We start from the raw sequence: 20,262 nt of genomic DNA on the forward strand, positions 1-20,262 counted from the left end.
GAACGTCCGTGGAAAGCGGAGCAGTTCCCTTCACCCTCCTGCACCACAACTTAAATGACTGAGCATCGTAAATCTTAATTTGTATGAGAATAGCAACAATCTTTGCGAAAACAGCCTAAAAAAACACCCCGTTCGGGTGTTTTTAAGTTTCTAAACTTTCAAATCGTACCGGGTGAATCCTCTGTAAACATACATACCTGCTTTTTGGTAGACAATGGTGGCGTCGGTGTAGCTATCACTGTCGACGGAGAGTGCGGCGGTTTTCATTCCCCGTTCGTTCAGTTTTAAAAAGGCATAGGAAAGAAGGAGATGGGCTAGCCCTTTTCGACGCCAGTCCTTCCTGATCCCGAGATGGGAGATTTCCCCTATTTCAGTTTCCTCATTAACAGAACAAAGGATAAATCCAACCATATCGTTTTCTTCTTTTAAGAGATACCATAGTGTAGGATCAAATGATGGCCGTTGGAATCTCTTAATGAATTCCTGAAATTCTGAGGGGTGATAATCAAAATGATCTGAGAATACGTCCTCAAATGTCTCATAAAGAGACTGTGCTTCAGTATCAGGGTTGAATTCAGAAATTCGATAAGAAGAGGGAATCGACGGATTGTCCAAACCTTCGAGATTCTTTTTCATCTGAAACCAGTATCGGGTCGGAGTAAATCCAATTTTTTCAAATGTCCTCTTCTCTGCATCGAGATTTGCTGATAATATAATTGTTTTGGAATCGGAAATATGTTCTTTTCGGGCTCTAGCTGATTTGATTAATTCTGTTGCCATCTCTTCGATATACATACCAAGATTCTCGTCAGGCTTGCCTAAAATCAAAGAAGGTAGGCGGTGATCTTTTTCTGTCAAAATGGAAACTGCCACCAGATCCCCATCTTTCCAAAGTCCGATCCGATCTCCTGCAGGTATGAATTCAAGGATTTCCTGTAATTCCCCTTCACTTGTTTGCACTTCACCATATACCTCATTTTCATAGTTCATAAAGAGCTTAACAAGCGATGGTTTATCCTCCTTGGATATGATTCGCTTACTATATGATCCGTTCATATTTTACTCCCCGTTTAATATTAAATTTCCCAGCAATTTGATCGAACGATGTGAGGATTTGAATGATCAAAAAAAAGCTGATTTCTCCCGTGAATGTGGGAGAAATCAGCTGGAAGAAGGATTATACTTCTTCAAAGTACTCTTTGTAAAAGCCACCCATTTTTCCACTCTCATCGATCACGAAGAAGTAATCTTCTGATTCATTCTTCACTTCGTATTCTTTTCCAACGGTGAGAACATTAGCAACTGTGTATTTTTTGGCATCAGTATGTACACATTTTACCTTTTTATTAGTATTGTGCTCAGTCCAAGTCTTATGGATCACATCAACAACCTCCTTTTAATGAGAACTATGCTACTAGTATATTCTTACAGGCTCATTTGTTCAACTACTATCCTGCGGCATTGTATCTATTTCGTTTCTCTTCGATTGATTCATTAAAAAAGTAATTTGTATATTTTTCACAAAATCTGTCACATCTATCTTTTTATATGGTATATTATAGGAGATTAAATGTTTGGAGAGGTTAGGTACAAGTGAAAAAAGAATTAACCAGAATGGGAATGATCTTCTCTTTCATGCTGATTGTCTATATGAGTACACATAGACCAAGTGAAGCCCAGTTCTACTCATGGCTCTTGAAGGAATATAATATTGAATGTCATGAATCAATAACGTGCACGAAAAAATCAGAGGGCAATTCATACACAACACTGATCGAAACAGGATCAAATATTAAGAACGGATACCTTCTGTTCAACACGATCGGCAAGATCTATGAAGATGAGAATGGCTCAAGAATCACTGTTAAAGCGATGGGTATGTTTGGGAAGTATTTTACAATCATAATTGATGAACAAGGCTGATGGCAAATCAACACTTCCATCAGTCTTTTGTTATTTTCGGTATCTTACTTTTTTCCATTTTGTAGTGAGTGTACTTTTTTTCATGATGTGTATGAGTACGTATATAATGATTGAGATAAAAAGGATAGCAAAGAAGATTCCTGCTTTTACACTCACTTCCTCTAATATCGCCTGAAATCTTTTAGGAAAGTACCGTCCAATCTGAAAATAGATAAATCCCCATACGAAAGCTGAAGGAAGGGCATATAGAAGGAATTTCATAAAGGGGATTCCCTTTGACGCACCTGCAATGTAAGGCATGAATAATCGGACACCAGGTATAAAATAGCTGAACGAAATGGCTAAAGGGCCATATTTATGCAACCAGATCTCTCCATTTTCAATCAGTTTTTTTGATTTTTTCCCCTTCATCATACGAGAAGTTACCTTTGAGCCTAAATACCTTCCATTCAAGAAGGCAAAAATCCCATAGGAGATTAACCCACTGTACATAAAGAAAAAAGAGGTGTAAGGGTCAAAATGTCTCCATTCTGAAAGATATCCCGCTAATGCTGCAGCCAGTTCGTTTGGTACCGGTAAGCCTACAAATACAACCCAGCTAAAAAGGAACATGGCCAAATATCCAATTTGATCTACCAACTCAAGTAAAAAGTCCATCACACACCTCTTTTCACTTCCTGCGATTCGTTCCGCCCATTGAGATTCCTAGACGCTTACCAATGAATCACCCGCTTACGGGAGAGAAAACCATTTCAGAATAGAATTAACTTAATGAATTTACCTGTTTAACTTGGCTTTAAAAGATTCTGTACTTGTTCCTTTGTCATACCTATTTCCGTTAATTGTTTTTGTAACTTTTCATGGTATGCCATGCTTACGTGAGGAAGACTCCCTCGAAGGATTTCCCTTGCGTAATGATCGGGAGGACATGTTTCTTCATATTTCGCTTTTACAATAAAGGTCAACACATCTTTATGGCGGGTACCGTCAATTGTAATGTCAATGAAAGCGGCTCTGTACCAGCCAGGTGTCACACCCTCCCTCGTAAACAAGTATTCTACTGCCTGCTGAGGGATTTCATAGACGACGCCTTCCATTGTCCCGCCATCTTCTACAATGTCTCCTCGACCTCCATCATCAACTTGAAAAAGATATTTCATCGTATAACCTTCCAATTCACCGGCACCAAGGCAGTTTGCGAAATAACGATCTACTCCAGCTTTTTTAAAGCGATCATCATCCATGCAGGAACCGTATGCAAAATAAAGGGTTCCTTCAGGTTTTTCCTTTAGATATTGATGAACTTTCCAGTCCCCTGAAGGAATTTCTCCTTGAAATAATGCTTCGTTTTCAGAATAATATACAAACGCTTCATATTCTCCTGTATCAGTAGCAACTTTTTTTATCTTCCGAATATAGAGGTTGTCTTCTCTGCCTTCCAAGAAATCCTCAAGTTCATCCACTTTTGATAATATATCTGAGTTAATCTTATACAATTCTCCATAGACTCTTCCATCCCCTTCTCTAAGGGCGGGATACCCTCTACTAGTCTCGTAAAGAACTCCCTCAACCCAGGCTTGCTCCCTGATTAATAAAGATTCCTTCAATAGTGTATGATTACTTTCATGTCTTCTTAACGTACCATAAACAAAAACGTACACAGTTTTACCCCTTCCCCTTGGTTAACATAACTTTATTATTGTGAAACAATGAAATTTACTTTTCTATATTTTATCAAATGGCCGATCAAATTTCAGTTAAACATACTCAAAGAATAGGGATATAGTGTAATAGGGCATTCCTGTCATGACAGGAATGCCCTATGGGAAACGCTTTCAATTATTCAGTTACTTTTTGGTATGGCCGTTTGTCTTGCCTGCTCTCTTAATCGGAATTTTTGTATCTTTCCAGAGGCTGTCATTGGGTAAGAATCAGTAAATTCTATATACCTTGGAATTTTATGTCGGGAAATCTTACCGGTACAATACTCTCTGATTTCTTCAGACGTTGCCTTGTGACCTTCTTTGAGAATGATCCAAGCCATGACTTCCTCACCATATACCTCATCTGGGATGCCAATTACTTGTACATCCAACACCTTAGGGTGGGAATAAAGGAACTCTTCAATTTCTCTCGGGTAAATATTCTCACCACCTCGAATGATCATATCTTTAAGCCTTCCGGTAATCCTGCAATATCCATGTTCATCCATAACGGCCAGATCACCTGTATGTAGCCAGCCTTGATCGTCGATGGCAAGTCTCGTAGCCTCTTCATTTTTATAGTACCCTTTCATAACATGGTAGCCCCTGGTACATAATTCACCCTGGACTCCATTTGGTACTTCCCGGTTTGAACCAGGTTCCACGATCTTCACCTCAACATTCGGAAGTGCTTTTCCTACGGTCTCTACTTTTAATTCGATCGGATCATGAGTGCGTGTCTGTGTGATCACCGGTGATGACTCGGTCTGGCCATAGGCAATCGTGATTTCATCCGCTCCCATTTTATCCATGACACCTTTCATTACTTCAATTGGACAATTGCTTCCTGCCATGATACCGGTACGCAGATGAGACAAATCGTATTGATCGAAGTCAGGGAGATTCAGTTCTGATATGAACATGGTCGGTACTCCATGGAGTCCCGTACATTTTTCATCCTGTACGGTCTTTAAGACCTGACGAGGATCGAATTCCTGTAATGGAACCATTGTAGCTCCCACGGAAACACATGCAAGTACACCTAATACACACCCGAAACAATGAAAGAATGGAACAGGTATGCAAAGACGGTCTTTTTGACTGAGCCTCATGCACCCGGCTATGTTATAACCGTTGTTTACGATATTGGAGTGTGTGAGCATGACCCCTTTTGGAAATCCCGTCGTCCCCGATGTATATTGCATATTAATAACGTCTTGGGGGGAAAGGCTTGAAAGTCTTTCGTCCAACTCTTTGTCATCGGTTTCCTTCCCTTTGTCCAAAATATCCTGCCAGCTATATGTACCCGGATAGGAATTCTCCCCCAGAACAATGACGTTTTTCAAAAAAGGAAGTTTTTTACTCATTAATTCCCCCGGCTTGCAAGAGTTTAACTCCGGACAGATTTCATATAACATGTCTATATAAGACGCACCTCTGAAGCCTTCCATTAGAATGATCGTCTGACTGTCAGACTGCTTTAACAAATATTCTAATTCCGCGGTTCGATAATTGGTATTCACGGTTACCAGGACCGCGCCCATTTTACCTGTTGAGAATTGGCTCACTAACCATTCTGGAGTATTTGATGCCCATATGGCAATGTGATCCCCTTTATCGATACCCAGCTTCATGAATCCTTTTGCAGCCTGTCTGCACAGTTGATTAAATTCATGATATGACCATCGCAATCCTCTGTCCGCATAAACGACTGCCTCGATATCAGGCTGAATTCGTGCTTTTTCTTCAAGAAGTTCCCCTACTGTAGTGTGTAAAATCTCCGACAAATGAATATCCCCCTTTACTTAGACCGAAAGATGCTTGGAACCCTGCGAGCGTATGTAATCCTTGAGGTGAAAAATTTAGTTCCCTATTCGTGTATATTATCACAAAAATTTAAATTTTCAAACTAATCAATCCACCTTTATGCTTTAGAAATTTAAGTAGTTTAGTAAACTACAAAATTCCACAATATAAAAATGGTTTAACTAAACATTATAGACAAAAATCGCCTCACCTAAACCAAAATCAACAAAATAACTAAAAATACAACTTTTGACGTGATTTACGAAAAAACTCTTTTCAAATGTAGGTTTTCTATGTAGAATATATAGAAAATATAGAAAATTCTATATTTTATACATTTCCTGGGAGGTTGGTCATGAAAATCTTAAGTAATGAACAGTTGGTGGCAGCTTATCGTGATGCTGAGAAACAAGGGAATGATCAAGACTGGATTATGCTTCTTAAGAAAGAAATTCGTAACCGTGGATTAAAACCTTTTAGGAAATCTTGACTGTTTAAACATAATTAGAATTCAAGGCTTTTATCTCACCCCCTGAGATACCATTGTGATGACAGACCCAAATTTATTTGAGTCTGTCTTTTTTCATTTCCTTCGATCCATGATATTCCTCGATTTGTTTATATTGCTCACTATCGAGCAGTCCCAACTTATGAAAAAAATAGGAATATTGAATGATTTTTTTTGAATGATACGGTTTCATAATTACACCTCTCTAATTTGTCCGAAAGTTTCCCGAAGTAAACTTTATTATACTTATCCATATTTTATGTGATTGGTGAAAAATGGTGAAAAAAAAAGCTGACTCATAGACCTAAAATGGTCATATGAATCAGCCAAACATTCATCTATCACTATTCAATCAGAATGAATTAACCTTCAAGAAGCAAATCTTCCGGGTTTTCAAGTAAGTCTTTAACCATTGCAAGGAAGCCTACAGCTTCTTTACCATCAATGATTCTATGGTCATATGATAATGCAATATACATCATCGGACGATTCTCCATTGTATCTTTATCAATGGCTACAGGACGGAGTTGAATTTTGTGCATTCCTAAAATTCCGACTTGAGGTCCATTTAAGATTGGAGTAGATAAGAGTGAACCAAATACTCCACCATTTGTAATGGTGAATGAACCACCTTGAAGATCTCCTAAAGATAGTTTATTGTTTCTTGCCTTAGTAGCAAGTTCCATAATTTCGCCTTCAATTTCTGCAAAATTCTTGCGTTCACAATCGCGTACCACAGGTACAACCAGTCCATCATCCGTTGATACGGCTACACCGACATCATAGAATTTCTTCAGGACAATTTCATCCCCATCGATTTCAGCATTTACATAAGGGTATTTCTTCAGAGCCGCAACGACCGCTTTAGTGAAGAAACTCATGAAACCAAGTCTTACATCATGGTCATCGAAGAATTTGTCTTTTTTGCGTTTGCGGAGCTCCATGACTTTGCTCATATCGATTTCATTGAACGTCGTTAACATGGCAGCAGTTTGCTGAACCTCGACTAGTCGTTTCGCAATCGTTTGACGACGACGGGACATTTTCTCACGTACTACCGGCTTTCCATCATCTTTCTTAGCAGGCGCTTTCTTTTCCTGTGGAGAAGGCTTGGAAGCTTCAGCTGGCTTATTGCTATAGGCCTCGATGTCCTGTTTACGTACACGGCCAAGTGGATCTGTTGGTACATCCGAGAGGTCGATGCCTTTTTCACGTGCTAATTTACGTGCAGCCGGAGAAGCGATTGGACGATTCTTTTTGTCCTCTTTCACAGGTGCTTCTTCTTTCTTGCTCTCTTCCTTCTCTTCTTGTTTAGTAGCCTCTTCTTTTGCTTCAGGAGTGGAAGGAGCTTCTCCTCCTGCACCAACGATGGCAATCACTTGCCCAACTTCAACGGTATCGCCTTCATCGGCTTTCAGTTCCTGGATCGTACCAGCTTCTTCTGAAATGACTTCAACATTTACTTTGTCCGTTTCAAGCTCGACAATATATTCGCCTTTTTCAACATAATCCCCAGGCTGCTTCAACCATTGGGCAATCGTACCTTCTGTTATTGATTCTGCTAATTCTGGAACTTTAATTTCTGCCACTGTGATGTCCTCCTCTTTCTTATCGGGTTAACGCTTCTCTGATAATCCGTGATTGTTCTTTTTTGTGTACAGTCGGTTCACCTTCTGATGGACTTGAACGTCTGCGGCGGCCGACATAATGCACTTCTACACCCTCTGGTGCAATATCCCTGAGGCGTGGCTCTGCAAAGGTCCATGCGCCCATATTCTTAGGTTCTTCCTGGATCCAGACCAATTCTTTAAGGTTTGGATATCTCTCTAATATGGCAGTGATATCCCCTTTAGGAAACGGATAGATTTCTTCGACTCTAAGAATATGCAACCAATCTTTATCTTCGATATCCTGTAGCTTCTCTTCTAAGTCGATGGCAATTTTACCACTGCATAATACAATCCTTTCAACTGCATTCGAATCTTCCCCAAGACCCTTTTGCTCAAGGACTGGATGAAATTCACCATGTGCCAATTCTTCAGCTGTGACAGCAGCATACTGATTTCGAAGTAAGCTTTTCGGCGTCATGATGACCAGTGGTCTGACTTCATCTTTTTGTAAGATGGCAGCCTGACGCCTTAAGATATGGAAATATTGACCGGCTGTTGAACAGTTAGCGACAGTCCAGTTATATTCGCCACCAAGCTGTAAGAATCTCTCCAGGCGGGCACTTGAGTGTTCAGGACCCTGTCCTTCATATCCATGCGGGAGAAGCATGACAAGACCTGTTTTTTGGCCCCATTTTGCACGTCCGGCTGAAATGAATTGATCAAACATCACTTGTGCCATATTTGAGAAATCTCCAAATTGCGCTTCCCATAGAACCAGTGTTTCAGGAGCAAACACATTGTACCCATATTCATATCCGACAACCGCGGTTTCAGTAAGAGGGCTGTTGTGCACGACAAAAGATGCGTGGCTATCCTTGAGATTGTGTAAGGGAATATATTCCTCACCTGATTTCTCATCATGAAGCACCAGATGGCGCTGAGCGAATGTCCCCCTCTCAGAGTCCTGACCAGTCAACCGGATTGGGGTACCATCCTTTAAAATCGAAGCAAAAGCAAGAGTTTCTGCATGGGCCCAATCGATTTTCCCTTTTCCTTCAAATACCTGACTGCGTCTCTTTAATATGCGCTCTAATTTCTTGAACACATTAAAGCCATCCGGCCATTCAAGCAATTCACTGTTCAGCCCTTCCAGCTTATCGAAATCGACGCTTGTATTGATTTCCGGCAGTCCATTCGCTACATACTCAGGAGGAGCAAGAACTGTATCGGGATCATCGTCCTTCGCAGGCACCTTTTCATACGCCGCTTTTAATTCTTCTTCAATTTCAGTATCCATCTTTTCGATTTCTTCTTCTTTTAAAATCCCCTCGGAGATAAGCTTATCTGCATACATCTTCTTCACATTCGGGTGATTCTGAATGATTGAATACATCAAAGGATTCGTCACCATCGGTTCATCCATTTCATTGTGACCAAAACGGCGGTAACCGATTAGATCAATGACAAAATCTTTTCCAAATGTTTTACGATATTCATAGGCAAGGACTGCAGCTGCGAGACAGGCTTCTGGATCATCTGCATTGACGTGCACGATAGGCACCTCGAAACCTTTTGCAGTATCAGATGCATACTTTGTCGAACGTGAATCACGGCTTTCAGTTGTGAAGCCAATCATATTGTTCGCGATAAGATGAATTGAGCCACCAGTATTATAACCTCTCAGTTGACTCATATTTAATGTCTCTGCTACCACACCCTGGCCAGGAAATGCCGCATCTCCATGAATCATCACTGCATATGATGATTCAGGTGACTGCTCAGGATATCCTCTGTCTTCACGGACTTCCTGAGCTGCACGGGTATATCCTGCAACGATCGGGCTCACGACCTCCAAATGACTTGGATTGTTGGCAAGCGTCACCCTTGCACGTGCCGTAGGTGACTGTTGGGGAGATATTTCCCTGTCTGCTCCCAGATGATACTTGACGTCTCCTGTCCAGCCAAAGGTGATTCCGATGGAACCTTCAGAAGGTATTAAATCCTTGCTTGGTGCATGCTGGAATTCTGCAAAGATCATTTCATACGGCTTACCGATCACATGTGCCAATACGTTTAAGCGTCCCCGATGGGCCATTCCAATGTTGACCGTTTTAGCTCCAGATTCAACAGAATAACGGATCATCTCGTCAAGAAGTGGAACCATTGTATCCAATCCTTCAATCGAGAAGCGCTTTTGTCCTACGAATGTACGATGAACATATTTTTCAAATCCATCCACTTGAGCAAGGCGCTTTAACAATGCGACTTTTTTATCCTTTGATAGAGGAGCGAAATAGGATTCCGATTCAATCTTTTCCCTTAACCAGTTCTTTTCTTCAAGTTCATGCACATGAGCATATTCAAAAGCTAATTTATTTGTATAGACTTGTCTTAAATGATTGATCGCCTCGAGCCCATCCTTAATATGGGAAGGTGCATTCGGACATAAGAAATCAACCGGGATCTGCTTTAGATCTTCTTCGGTCAGGTTGAACTCCGAAAGTTCGATTCTTCTAGTATCCTTATTCCGATCATTCAGGGGATTAATATCCGCAGCCAAATGACCATATGTACGAATATTATCTGCTAATTTAACCGCAGCCACCATTTTGCTCAGAGCGGTTGGCTGTTCTGGTAATGTGAATGACGAATCACCGTGTTGAGCGCTAGCGATGACCTTGACATCTTCAACGGTGGGAGGTCCCCATTGTTCAAATAATTCCTTCAGCTCAGGATCTACCTCAGTTGGATCTTCAAGGAATTGTTCATAAACCTCCATCACATAACCCAGGTTTGGTCCGTAAAACGATTGCCACGGTTCCCCATGTGCAGATTGCTTTTTCATTGTGAAAAACCTCCAACTATTTTGCCAGTTAGTATAATTTGGGTATCATGTATTCTTACAGTTCACTTATCGTTTTTCATTATGCAAGAATAGTAATTTTTACTGCATTAAAACGCTTACAAGGACATTTTATCACTGTGCAGTGGTAAGATAAAGTCTTTATAACAAATTTCTCAAAATTTTGTTTTCCACATTTCACATGCGGCTATTACTTATATTCCCATAATAAACATTGGGAAAACCCTTTCTTAAATCGACTATTCTGAAATAATATTCTATTAAGCGCTTTCTCTTTCACCTTCTTGTATCCCGTGAGGGTACTTTTTTCATAAACCATCTTACTACTGTTACCTAAAAAAACCAAATATTTTTTGCTGATTTCATGTATTTTTTATTTTGTTAGAAATTTATAGAGTGATAGATACAGATTTTTAGGTTGCTGGCCGCATCTTCCTCTTGAAAAATGAACTCATCGCCCACCCATTGCATAGTATAAAACTAAAAGCAAATCAACCAATACAGTTTAAAGTGAGGTGGTTCACATGTTCCCATGGAGTTTATTTCCTTTCAATAAAGGTATGAAAGATCAAATGAACCAGATGAACCCGAAAGAAATGGATTCCTATATACAAGGAATGATGCAGAAAATGTTCCCTGGCGGTTGGGAGAGCATGATGAATCCTAATGATATGATGAATGGGGCTCAATCCTTCATGAACCCTATGGGGAATCAGGGGCAAAAAGAGAAGAATGAGAAAGGATACCATTCCCACTCCTCATCCATTCCAGTAACTGTCTTTGAAACATTTGAAGATATTTATATACGTTTTCATATTCCGAACGAAGAATGGATGAAACACCTGAAAATCTTCCACACCTCCAACCAGGCAATCATAGAAAACATCCCGGGGAGTGAAGAAAGACAAGTGATCACTCTTCCTTGTTTAGTAAAGAAAAAAGGGGCTGTGGCTCAGTTCAAGGAAGGAATCCTGGAGCTCAGGATCCCTAAGAGCATTGATATGCAGTACACAGAAATAGACGTCTCAGAAAAATATTGAGACGTCTATATATGAAGTGAATATTCATCGGACGTATTTAAGGGATAGCCGGATAACAGTTCCATCTGGTTGGTTTCTAAAGGCAGTGATGTATCCCTCATAGTTTTGGATTAGTTTTGATGCAATGGCCAATCCCAGTCCATATCCGCCCTTTTCCCGGCTTCTCGCCTTATCTACGCGGTAGAAACGATCAAAAATCTTAGGGAGATCTTCTTCCGGAATACCGATCCCCTCATCCTTTACCTCTACGATTAGTTCCCCCTGATGATCCGAAAGCTTCACTTCGATGGTGGAATGTTCATCTGAATACTTTACGGCGTTATCCAGGAGGATGATCATGATCTGCTCCAGATGCCGTGGCATGATGGCAACCAAAGCTTCCCGGTCTAATTCATCCAAGGATGCGAACGTATAGTTCTTATGAAGGAATCTAAAGTCCCTTATCACTTTATCCACTACTTTCTGAACGTTCGCACGGGCATTTTCCAGATCGAAATTTTCCCGGTCCGCCCTTGAGAGCTCCAGCAATTCACCCACAAGGCGCTTCACTCTTTCCAGTTCTTCTAATGATACTTGTAAAGATTCCTCCAGGATGGTTGGATCTTTTTTTCCCCAGCGGTTCAGTAAAGCAAGATGCCCTTCAAGTACCTGGATGGGGGTTCTCAATTCATGGGAAGCATCTTCCACGAATTGCTGTTGTTGTTGAAAGGATTTTTCGATTTGGCTCATCATCTTATTGAAGATCTGTGACAAATCACTGATTTCATCATGAGCCTTGACGATCTCGACTCTTTCATGAAACCCTTTCCGTTCAATCGATCTCATCGTTTCGGAAAGCTTATTCAATGGTCGAACAAAGCTTTTCGCCATGAAATAACCAACGACTGCGCTGATCAGGAGTGCCAAAATACCAGTTATAGTCATCATCCAGAAAAGGTTTTTCTTAATCTTTTCATAACGGTTCAACGGCTGAATGATTTCTACATATCCATTGAACTCGCTTGATTGAATCGATGAGCGTCCGATAAGCATCTTTTTCCCCTCGGATTCTATCAATGCCACAGATTTGGACTTTGCCTGCTGAAAGGGTACATAAAATGAAGCTTCATTTTCCCCTTTGATTTCCAACACTTGATCCCCTTGGTGATCCAAAATCCTTATTGTCTGGTCCTTTTCTGCAATTTGTTTCATCAAGTCCCGGCTATCATAAATGTCCTGAAGCTGAATATTGGGTCCTCTTTGTTTAAAAAATACAGAAATTTCATCCAATACCCGTTCAAAATTGTTTTCCTCTTCATCAAGCATCCATTTATTGATTGCATGATATTGAAAGAAACTGAACAGAAAAAATGCAAGGAATATGGCTGAGCCCGCGGCCAGAGCCCACTTCAGCTTAAGTGATGAAGGGTTCAAACGATTGAGGAATGTATTCATGTCCTCATCACATAACCCGTCCCACGTACCGTTTGGATATAGCTATCTTCGCCAGGTGAATCAATTTTATTCCTTAAATACCTCACATACACATCCACGACGTTCGTTTCTACTTCAGTGTCATACCCCCATACCTTGTTCAGAAGAACTTCTCGGGTCAACACAATATTCTTGTTTTCCAAAAAGGCGAGTAAAAGGTCATATTCCCTCTTCGTCACCTCAATTTCTTCTTCAAGCTTAAAAACCTGTCTGGACTCTTTGTGTACAGTGATATCCCGGAAATGAAAGGTAGTCTGGGTGACCACCGTTTCCTCTTTTATTGCACGCCTGAATACGGCCCTGAGTCTAGCTAACAATTCTTCAATTGCAAAAGGTTTGACAATATAATCATCCGCCCCGCTGTCAAGCCCTGATACACGGTCCATTACACTGTCCCTTGCCGTTATCATGAGTATGGGAATGGACTTCACTTGACGTATTCTCCTGCAAACTTCCAGACCATTCAAACCTGGGAGCATCAAGTCCAACAGGATGATGTCCCACTCCTCTTCCAGTGACTTTTCCAAACCATCCCTTCCGTCATATGCGAGACCCACATCATAACCCTCATATTTAAGTTCCAGTTCGATAAAACGGGATAGATTTTTTTCATCTTCAATGACCAAGATCCTTTTCATACAATCACCTGCTCTAAAGCTTCTTACATGTTATTTTAGTTTACTTTTATTAAAAATAAAATCATTAAGGGCATGGAATATTTCGATACCTTGATAAGTCATTAAGGTAATGGCGGTAAAACTGAAAAATAAAACAGGAATAATTCGAATCCACATGGTTCTAACCTCCCTTTTATCAATACATTCATTTTCCTCTTCCATCATTAAAATGAAATGAGAAAAGGGTGAATTTTTATTAAGAGATACCATTGTTTACATAATAAAATTATAGGTGATTAAATTCGTAGTATGAAATAACCTTGTTTGAAGAAAATAAGCTCTGTAGAAACGAGAATGAGGTGCACGAAATGGAAAGCAAGAAAAAGTTGGATTTATTTGCATTATCATCTATTCCTTTAGTTATGACACTTGGGAATTCCATGTTAATTCCTGTTCTCCCTCAATTGGAAAGAGAATTGAAGATTTCTGGCTTTCAATCAAGTCTGATCATCACGGTCTATTCGATTATTGCAATTCTTTGCATTCCCATAGCGGGATTTTTGTCCGATCGCTTCGGCAGAAAGAAAATATTGATCCCTAGTCTCATCATTGCTGGAATTGGTGGAATACTTTGCGGTTTTGCGTCCATTTATGGATCAAATGCCTATTTCTTTGTGATCATCGGCAGGGTCATACAAGGGATAGGTGCAGCAGGAGCCTTTCCGGTCGTCATTCCAACAGTTGGGGATTTGTATGAAGATGATGATCAGATAACCAAAGGGCTGGGACTGATTGAAACGTCAAATACGTTTGGTAAAGTATTGAGTCCGATATTAGGCGCTTTATTTGCTGCCTGGATCTGGTACATTCCTTTTTTTTCAATCCCTCTCTTTTCAACACTTTCAATTGTTCTGATCCTTTTCATGGTAAAAGTGCCTCCTAAAAAAGGGGAAGAGGCAAAACAGTCTATCAAAGAGTTCATCCACGAAGTTAAGGTGGTCCTTAAAAAAGAAAAGAAATGGATTTTTGGTATCTTTATCATCGGTATCCTTTCTATGTTCATTTTATTTGGATTTCTGTATTATTTATCAACCCGACTGGAACAGGCTTATCATATCAACGGGATCATAAAAGGTCTGTATCTGGCCGTACCCCTACTATTTTTATGCTTGACCTCATACATTACGGGGAAATTAATTGGTAAGAGCAAAAATAAAATGAAGTGGGTCATTGTATTAGGTTCCTTAATGAGCTCTATTGCATTTCTCCCTCTATTATTCAGCGAAGGTAAATGGGTGATAATAGGCATCTTTTCTATTGCAGGAATTGGCATGGGGGCAGCATTGCCTTGTCTGGATGCATTGATTACAGAAGGTATCGAAAAAGAACATCGTGGAACAGTAACCTCGATTTACAGTTCCATGAGGTTTACGGGAGTCGCCCTTGGCCCTCCGATAGTGGCATTGATTGAACCGATGACCATTTTTATCATTTTTATTATTCTCAGCATTTTTTCGTGTCTCATCGGGATGTTTCTCATTAAAATTCCGGTTTCAGATCCGCATTCACTTTCAACGAGAAAGGCATGACCAAAGAACGGAGCCAAGGCTCCGTTCTTTATAGCGTTCCACCACATTCCCTACCGTATATGGTTTATTTTTTTCATATCGTGGTAGATATAACCATAAATATGGAAGAGAAGCAAAGGGGGAATAAGTATGACGTGGGTCATTGTAATCGTTTCTTTCTTTATCCTGCTCACCCTGTCGGAAGAGATGGTTTATTATTTTTTGCGGAAAAGAATCATGGAGAATCCATCTAAAGAGGATAATACTGAAGGTAAAATGAAAGAATGGTTCTATAAAGTGAAATTAAAGCTGAATCATCCCCAATAACCTGAATACATATACAGACTGGCAGAGAAATTTTTCTCTGCCTCTTTTTTTGAATGATCTTTTTTCCTCCATTTACACCTTCTCACCCTAAAGGATACTGATCAATATCTATACTCACAGTTTTCTCAAACCTAAAAAAAGAAGACAAAAGCTTCAGCAAGGCTTTTGTCTTCAAAGGAAAGAAATTAGAATGGGTCTTACATAATAAAGATTTAAACAGATTGAGAAAGCTACCCCACTTTCCATTCTGTTTAGGGAGTGATAAATCCTTATTCATAAGCAAGATTCATTGTATCTTTCAAAAAAGTGAACTCTATTAAAACAAGATTAAAATTTGATGAGAAAATACCTTTTTGACCGTGAAGTCCTTAATCAAAAGGAAACAGAACATCGGGTTTTATGATATGATGTAGAAGAATTCAGAATGTTATAATACATTCTCATGCTTGAAAGGATGAAAAAATGAAAATCGATTTAAATTGTGATTTAGGAGAAAGCTTTGGTGCATATACAATTGGTAAAGATGAAGACATGATGAATTATGTCACCTCTGTTAATATCGCTTGTGGTTTTCATGCAGGTGATCCCCTTGTAATGAAACATACTGTAACAAATGCCATGAAGCATAATGTGAAAATCGGCGCCCATCCGGGACTGCCTGACATTCAAGGCTTTGGCAGGAGAATGATGCATATTTCACCTGAAGAGGCTTATGCTCTTATTCAATATCAAATGGGTGCTCTTTACGCCTTTGTAGAGGCACAGGGAGGTGTTTTATCTCATGTGAAGCCTCATGGTGCTTTATACAATATGGCTGCGAAGGATTTCGCACTGGCTAAATCGATTGCTGAAGCCGTATATGACTTTGACCCGTCCCTCACTCTATTTGGTCTATCTCAAAGTGAATTAACAAGAGCAGGTGATGAAGTCGGTTTACATGTCGCTCATGAAGTTTTTGCAGATCGAGCCTATCAATCAGACGGTTCATTGACTCCTCGCTCTCTTCCACATTCAGTTCTTCATGATGAGAACGAAGTAGAAAAACAGGTCCTTCGTATGGTGGAAAAACAAGAAGTGATGTCAATTGATGGTAAAATCGTATCCATCCAGGCAGACACCGTTTGTCTACACGGGGATAACGAAGCAGCTCTATCCCTCGCTAAACGTTTATATAATAAGTTAAGGGTATGATACAGGGCGCATATGCCCTTTTCATCCCTTTCACTAATTGGGATTCAATAGGTTAGTGGTGGATATGGAGGGTTTTACATGAACAAGACAATACTTTTAAAAGGATTTAGGTGGATTTTTATCTTTATAGTCGGATTCGTCATTGTGATTTACTCGTACAAGCGGGTCCTATTGCATTCCGGTATAGAGTCAACCATTCATACCGTTTCCCCCCGGTCCACGATTGTGGGAATCATTCAAACTCATACAACAACCACAAATAAAAAAATCTATAAGGCTCTTTATAAAACAACAGAGGGAAAGTGTTTCAATGCTACATTTGAGCGGAAAAGCTACACGATCATTGAAAATCGTGAATCACCTTGTCAGTAAAGGAGCGAAAACAGTTGAAAAGGGCCATTCATATCTTTCCATCCTTTCATAAATCAGAAAAAATTCAGGATATCAGATATATTTACGATCCGCTTTTTGATAAGATTCCTCCTCACATCACCCTTGTTTTCCCTTTTGAATCCCGCATTCCCCAAAACGAATTATTCGCCCATGTTCAATCGCTGGCAAATGCTGTTGCCCCTTTCAACCTTACCATGAATGGAGTGACTGGCTCAGGAGGGAAATATCTATTCTTAAATGTTAAACAAGGTAACGATGCTATTATCCATTTACACGATGAATTGTACAAAGGAATCCTGGCACCTTTTCGGAATCATCACATTACATACACTCCCCATATTACTCTTGGACGGATAAAATATCAGGAGGAGTGCACCCTGGCCGTCGAGAAATACAAGGATTGGGAAGAGAACTTCCATACGGTTGTAAGAGAAGTCGTCATAGAGGAAATAGGTGAAGATGATCATTCCCAGGTCATCGGGAGGATACGACTTGACGATAACAGGTTTTAATCTCGGCTTTCAGTGGAATGGAAACGAATAGATCACACAAGAAAGAGGCAGGTATATATATGATAAAAACACTCACCATCGATACAAAGAAACGTGACGAAATGATCGAAATTACTGACTATGTGCAGGATATCATCAATCTTTCAAATGTGAGAGAAGGTTTTGCAATCGTTCAATCCCTGCACACAACTGCAGGGATTACGGTCAATGAAAATGCCGACCCGGATGTAAAAACCGACTTCCTCCGCCGATTAGACGAAGTGTACCCTTGGCATCACGTCTCAGATCTCCATGGTGAAGGAAATACAGCGGCCCATTTGAAAACGAGTACAGTTGGCCATTCTCAGATGATCATCGTTACGGAAGGGGAACTTTTGCTTGGGACATGGCAAGGTGTTTACCTATGTGAATTCGACGGACCCCGTTCTCGAAGAAAAGTGTCCGTTAAAGTCATTCCTTCAGAATAAGCCTTTTAGATCGAATTGGAAACCATCAACCTTGATTTATTAATCATCACGGATGTTGAAGTAATAAGTATCTTCAACATCCGTCCCCCTCGATTCATTTTCACAACCAGGTACTTCACACTGCAATATCCTTATTCTAAAAACCGATCCCGAATGTTTCCCGAAGGCAGCATACACGATTCCTTTTTTCCAAACCATTTATATCTATTCCTGGCGACCATTCTATATATGCTGTCTCTCAAGGGTTTTGGAATGAGGAGGAATACACTGAAAATCTTCCAGGGCCATACTAGCTTTGAACAAACCATTAAGGCTGCTGTCGATTCAATGAAGGCTTGATGATCATCAATCAGTACAAAACTGTCAGTCGTTTCAGGGATATTGTGTTTTCGTAATAATTCCTGTCCAATCTTGCTTTGCAGCGAAGCAAATCGAAAACTTCCCCTTGGATCCCGCTCAATGATGAAGCGGACGCTACTATTGCAAAAATTACAAATACCATCAAACAAAATGATTTTCACATCTATCACACCTTCGCCTTAAACAGATACCATGCACCTTCACTATAATACAGTCAATCAGAACCATAAAGGAAATTGTTCATATCCTAACTGATACAATTCCTTACACCATTTCTGATAAATGACCAATCTGATTATAGGAACGGATGAACCACTTGCCATCCTTAAACTGAATGTCAGTAAAACATCCGTTCTGTAATTTCACATGTTGAAGTCCTGAAATACCTTCATGATATTCCCTTATTAAAGCATTGATGACGGCTCCATGGGCAACGACCAATACCTTTCGATCAGGATAAAGAGCATGGATATTTCTTAATCCAGTTTGGACCCTGGCTACCAGTTCTTCATAGGATTCCATATTTGGGAACGTAAAGGCCGGATAGTGCTTTTCCCTTTCTTCACGCAGCATTCCTTCCCCTTCACCAAAAAAACGTTCCTTGAAATGATCCATTTCTATCATATCCAGATTCAGGTCCCCATTAATGATTTCCGCCGTTTTCTTTGCCCTCTGTAAAGAAGTGGAGATCAGTACATCCCATCGATGGTTTTTCAAAGCATCCCTGCACTCTTCCGCTTGCCGTTTTCCAGTTTCATTTAATGGAATGTCGGTTTGACCTTGTAACTTTCCACAAAGGTTCCAATCTGTTTGACCGTGACGGACAAAACATATATGCGTCATACATTCTCCTCCTGCTGTTTCATTATATTGAAAAAATAGCCAAAACCCTCCAAAGGAAGATCGATACTTTTGGGTGAGTATAATTTTACTAGCTTTTATGATATACTATATTACCATTAATAGAGATTATTTCGAAATTTTCAAATCCATAAGCAGTATAAGGAGTTGGCTTAAGAAATGAGAGACGAATTATTCTATATGGGGCAAGAAATAATATCCCATAAATCCGAAATCGCTCAAGGGGTCATTCACTATCAGGAACAACGATATTCTGATCAGCTTAAGTTATCGGGTGTAAAAATGGAACAAATCACAGAATGGCGTATGCAATTAATTGAAATGCTAGGTCAATCCTTGTTTGAAGATAAAGCAGTATCCCTTGATAAAGTAACGGAGTGGACAGGAAGGGTAGGAAAAGTTGCTCTTGAGAAAGGCATCCCACTCAATGAATCTCTTAAAACATTATCAGCATTCCGAACCGCCATTTGGGACATTTTCTCTGAACAGTTACGTGATCAACGAATTTCTGCCTCCTTCATGCTTCAGGTAAACTCAGAAATCAATCCAATCCTTGATGAAATCGTATATCTATTAAACGAAGTGTTCCGTACACAACAAAAGGATCAGCTTGCCTTAATCCATACTGCAATGGATGAACTTTCGGCACCGATTGTTCCGATTGCAGATAAAGTAGCCATTCTCCCGCTTATTGGAGAAATCGATACCCACAGAGCAAGTTCGGTCATGGAAACAGCTTTAAAGAAAAGCTCTGAATTACAATTAAAGTATTTATTTATTGATATTTCCGGTGTTGCCATCATGGACACCATGGTTTCCCATAATATCTATCAAATCATAAATGCCCTAAAGATGATGGGTGTGCAATCTGTCTTGACGGGAATCCGGCCTGAAGTGGCTCATACATTGGGAAATCTCGGCATTACTTTCGAAGACCTGAAAACAAGCGCCAGCCTGAAAAAAGCCCTTGAAGACATCGGATTCAACCAATATGAAGTGGTACTCCCTGTTTAATTAAAGAGACCATAAACCGGAAAAGG

The 20,262-nt window shown here is 40.1% G+C and carries 23 protein-coding genes; 10 read left to right on the top strand and 13 right to left on the bottom strand.

Going from position 1 to position 20,262, the window contains the following annotated elements:
* Positions 1 to 150: 150 nt before the first annotated feature.
* Both KYJ26_RS14605 and KYJ26_RS14610 read right to left on the bottom strand, forming a co-directional pair.
* A complete protein-coding gene (locus KYJ26_RS14605) occupies positions 151 to 1,056 on the bottom strand; it encodes a GNAT family N-acetyltransferase (RefSeq protein WP_219168133.1) in 906 nt (301 codons plus the stop codon).
* 121 nt (positions 1,057 to 1,177) lie between these two features.
* Positions 1,178 to 1,381 carry a DUF6501 family protein gene (locus tag KYJ26_RS14610; RefSeq protein WP_219168134.1) on the bottom strand — a complete coding sequence of 68 codons (204 nt, stop codon included), beginning with the start codon at positions 1,379 to 1,381 and terminating at the stop codon, positions 1,178 to 1,180.
* Positions 1,382 to 1,593: 212 nt separating this feature from the next.
* Between KYJ26_RS14610 and KYJ26_RS14615 the strand changes: the two genes are divergently transcribed.
* Positions 1,594 to 1,923 carry a hypothetical protein gene (locus KYJ26_RS14615; RefSeq protein WP_219168135.1) on the top strand — a complete coding sequence of 110 codons (330 nt, stop codon included), beginning with the start codon at positions 1,594 to 1,596 and terminating at the stop codon, positions 1,921 to 1,923.
* 30 nt (positions 1,924 to 1,953) lie between these two features.
* On the opposite strand, the gene KYJ26_RS14620 is transcribed toward KYJ26_RS14615, so the two are convergent.
* The 3 genes from KYJ26_RS14620 to KYJ26_RS14630 all read right to left on the bottom strand — a co-directional run bounded on the left by KYJ26_RS14620 (position 1,954) and on the right by KYJ26_RS14630 (position 5,404).
* Positions 1,954 to 2,580 (bottom strand): DedA family protein, encoded by a 627-nt coding sequence (locus KYJ26_RS14620; RefSeq protein WP_219168136.1) that lies wholly within the window; start codon positions 2,578 to 2,580, stop codon positions 1,954 to 1,956.
* A 128-nt stretch (positions 2,581 to 2,708) separates the two neighbouring features.
* The gene (locus KYJ26_RS24300; RefSeq protein ID WP_219168137.1) at positions 2,709 to 3,584 is read right to left on the bottom strand and encodes a gamma-glutamylcyclotransferase family protein; all 876 of its coding nucleotides are present in this window, start codon (positions 3,582 to 3,584) and stop codon (positions 2,709 to 2,711) included.
* Positions 3,585 to 3,766: 182 nt separating this feature from the next.
* Positions 3,767 to 5,404 (bottom strand): AMP-binding protein, encoded by a 1,638-nt coding sequence (locus KYJ26_RS14630; protein WP_219168595.1) that lies wholly within the window; start codon positions 5,402 to 5,404, stop codon positions 3,767 to 3,769.
* A 383-nt stretch (positions 5,405 to 5,787) separates the two neighbouring features.
* Between KYJ26_RS14630 and sda the strand changes: the two genes are divergently transcribed.
* Entirely contained in the window at positions 5,788 to 5,922 is a 135-nt protein-coding gene (gene sda / locus KYJ26_RS14635) for a sporulation histidine kinase inhibitor Sda (protein ID WP_201715126.1), read from the top strand.
* 73 nt (positions 5,923 to 5,995) lie between these two features.
* On the opposite strand, the gene KYJ26_RS14640 is transcribed toward sda, so the two are convergent.
* From KYJ26_RS14640 to KYJ26_RS14650, 3 genes are all read right to left on the bottom strand, one after another.
* Positions 5,996 to 6,133, bottom strand: coding sequence for a hypothetical protein (locus tag KYJ26_RS14640; protein WP_219168138.1), 138 nt, complete (start codon positions 6,131 to 6,133; stop codon positions 5,996 to 5,998).
* Positions 6,134 to 6,302: 169 nt separating this feature from the next.
* On the bottom strand, positions 6,303 to 7,529 hold the full coding sequence (odhB, locus tag KYJ26_RS14645; RefSeq protein WP_219168139.1) for a 2-oxoglutarate dehydrogenase complex dihydrolipoyllysine-residue succinyltransferase: 1,227 nt from the start codon (positions 7,527 to 7,529) through the stop codon (positions 6,303 to 6,305).
* Between the two features lie 19 nt (positions 7,530 to 7,548).
* The gene (locus KYJ26_RS14650) at positions 7,549 to 10,395 is read right to left on the bottom strand and encodes a 2-oxoglutarate dehydrogenase E1 component (protein WP_219168140.1); all 2,847 of its coding nucleotides are present in this window, start codon (positions 10,393 to 10,395) and stop codon (positions 7,549 to 7,551) included.
* A 542-nt stretch (positions 10,396 to 10,937) separates the two neighbouring features.
* Here KYJ26_RS14650 and KYJ26_RS14655 point away from each other — a divergent pair.
* Complete coding sequence (locus KYJ26_RS14655) at positions 10,938 to 11,453, top strand: Hsp20/alpha crystallin family protein (RefSeq protein ID WP_219168141.1); 516 nt, start codon at positions 10,938 to 10,940, stop codon at positions 11,451 to 11,453.
* Between the two features lie 24 nt (positions 11,454 to 11,477).
* Here KYJ26_RS14655 and KYJ26_RS14660 read toward each other — a convergent pair whose 3' ends face one another.
* Together KYJ26_RS14660 and KYJ26_RS14665 are read right to left on the bottom strand one after the other, a co-directional pair.
* Positions 11,478 to 12,887, bottom strand: coding sequence for a HAMP domain-containing sensor histidine kinase (locus KYJ26_RS14660; RefSeq protein ID WP_257475065.1), 1,410 nt, complete (start codon positions 12,885 to 12,887; stop codon positions 11,478 to 11,480).
* Positions 12,884 to 13,564, bottom strand: coding sequence for a response regulator transcription factor (locus KYJ26_RS14665; protein WP_219168142.1), 681 nt, complete (start codon positions 13,562 to 13,564; stop codon positions 12,884 to 12,886). Before KYJ26_RS14665 ends, KYJ26_RS14660 begins: the two co-directional genes overlap by 4 nt.
* A 347-nt stretch (positions 13,565 to 13,911) precedes the next feature.
* Between KYJ26_RS14665 and KYJ26_RS14670 the strand changes: the two genes are divergently transcribed.
* The 6 genes from KYJ26_RS14670 (at position 13,912) to KYJ26_RS14695 (ending at position 18,001) form a co-directional block, all read left to right on the top strand.
* Positions 13,912 to 15,132 carry an MFS transporter gene (locus KYJ26_RS14670; RefSeq protein WP_219168143.1) on the top strand — a complete coding sequence of 407 codons (1,221 nt, stop codon included), beginning with the start codon at positions 13,912 to 13,914 and terminating at the stop codon, positions 15,130 to 15,132.
* A 129-nt stretch (positions 15,133 to 15,261) separates the two neighbouring features.
* Positions 15,262 to 15,438, top strand: a complete 177-nt coding sequence (locus KYJ26_RS14675; RefSeq protein ID WP_219168144.1) for a hypothetical protein — start codon at positions 15,262 to 15,264, stop codon at positions 15,436 to 15,438.
* A gap of 462 nt (positions 15,439 to 15,900) precedes the next feature.
* Positions 15,901 to 16,629: a LamB/YcsF family protein gene (locus tag KYJ26_RS14680; protein ID WP_219168145.1), complete on the top strand. Its 729-nt coding sequence runs from the start codon at positions 15,901 to 15,903 to the stop codon at positions 16,627 to 16,629.
* Between the two features lie 78 nt (positions 16,630 to 16,707).
* A complete protein-coding gene (locus KYJ26_RS14685; protein ID WP_219168146.1) occupies positions 16,708 to 17,001 on the top strand; it encodes a hypothetical protein in 294 nt (97 codons plus the stop codon).
* A gap of 14 nt (positions 17,002 to 17,015) precedes the next feature.
* Positions 17,016 to 17,534, top strand: coding sequence for a 2'-5' RNA ligase family protein (locus tag KYJ26_RS14690; RefSeq protein ID WP_219168147.1), 519 nt, complete (start codon positions 17,016 to 17,018; stop codon positions 17,532 to 17,534).
* 59 nt (positions 17,535 to 17,593) lie between these two features.
* Entirely contained in the window at positions 17,594 to 18,001 is a 408-nt protein-coding gene (locus KYJ26_RS14695) for a secondary thiamine-phosphate synthase enzyme YjbQ (RefSeq protein ID WP_219168148.1), read from the top strand.
* 39 nt (positions 18,002 to 18,040) lie between these two features.
* On the opposite strand, the gene KYJ26_RS14700 is transcribed toward KYJ26_RS14695, so the two are convergent.
* The 3 genes from KYJ26_RS14700 to KYJ26_RS14710 form a co-directional block, all read right to left on the bottom strand.
* A complete protein-coding gene (locus KYJ26_RS14700) occupies positions 18,041 to 18,199 on the bottom strand; it encodes a hypothetical protein (RefSeq protein WP_219168633.1) in 159 nt (52 codons plus the stop codon).
* Complete coding sequence (locus tag KYJ26_RS14705) at positions 18,133 to 18,531, bottom strand: thiol-disulfide oxidoreductase DCC family protein (protein WP_308807566.1); 399 nt, start codon at positions 18,529 to 18,531, stop codon at positions 18,133 to 18,135. Before KYJ26_RS14705 ends, KYJ26_RS14700 begins: the two co-directional genes overlap by 67 nt.
* 94 nt (positions 18,532 to 18,625) lie before the next feature.
* Positions 18,626 to 19,204: a histidine phosphatase family protein gene (locus tag KYJ26_RS14710; protein ID WP_219168150.1), complete on the bottom strand. Its 579-nt coding sequence runs from the start codon at positions 19,202 to 19,204 to the stop codon at positions 18,626 to 18,628.
* 177 nt (positions 19,205 to 19,381) lie between these two features.
* On the opposite strand from KYJ26_RS14710, the gene KYJ26_RS14715 reads away from it, so the two are divergent.
* Complete coding sequence (locus KYJ26_RS14715; protein ID WP_219168151.1) at positions 19,382 to 20,236, top strand: STAS domain-containing protein; 855 nt, start codon at positions 19,382 to 19,384, stop codon at positions 20,234 to 20,236.
* The last annotated feature ends 26 nt before the right edge of the window (positions 20,237 to 20,262 follow it).

The organism is Rossellomorea orangium, from assembly GCF_019334305.1.
Lineage (GTDB): Bacteria > Bacillota > Bacilli > Bacillales > Bacillaceae_B > Rossellomorea.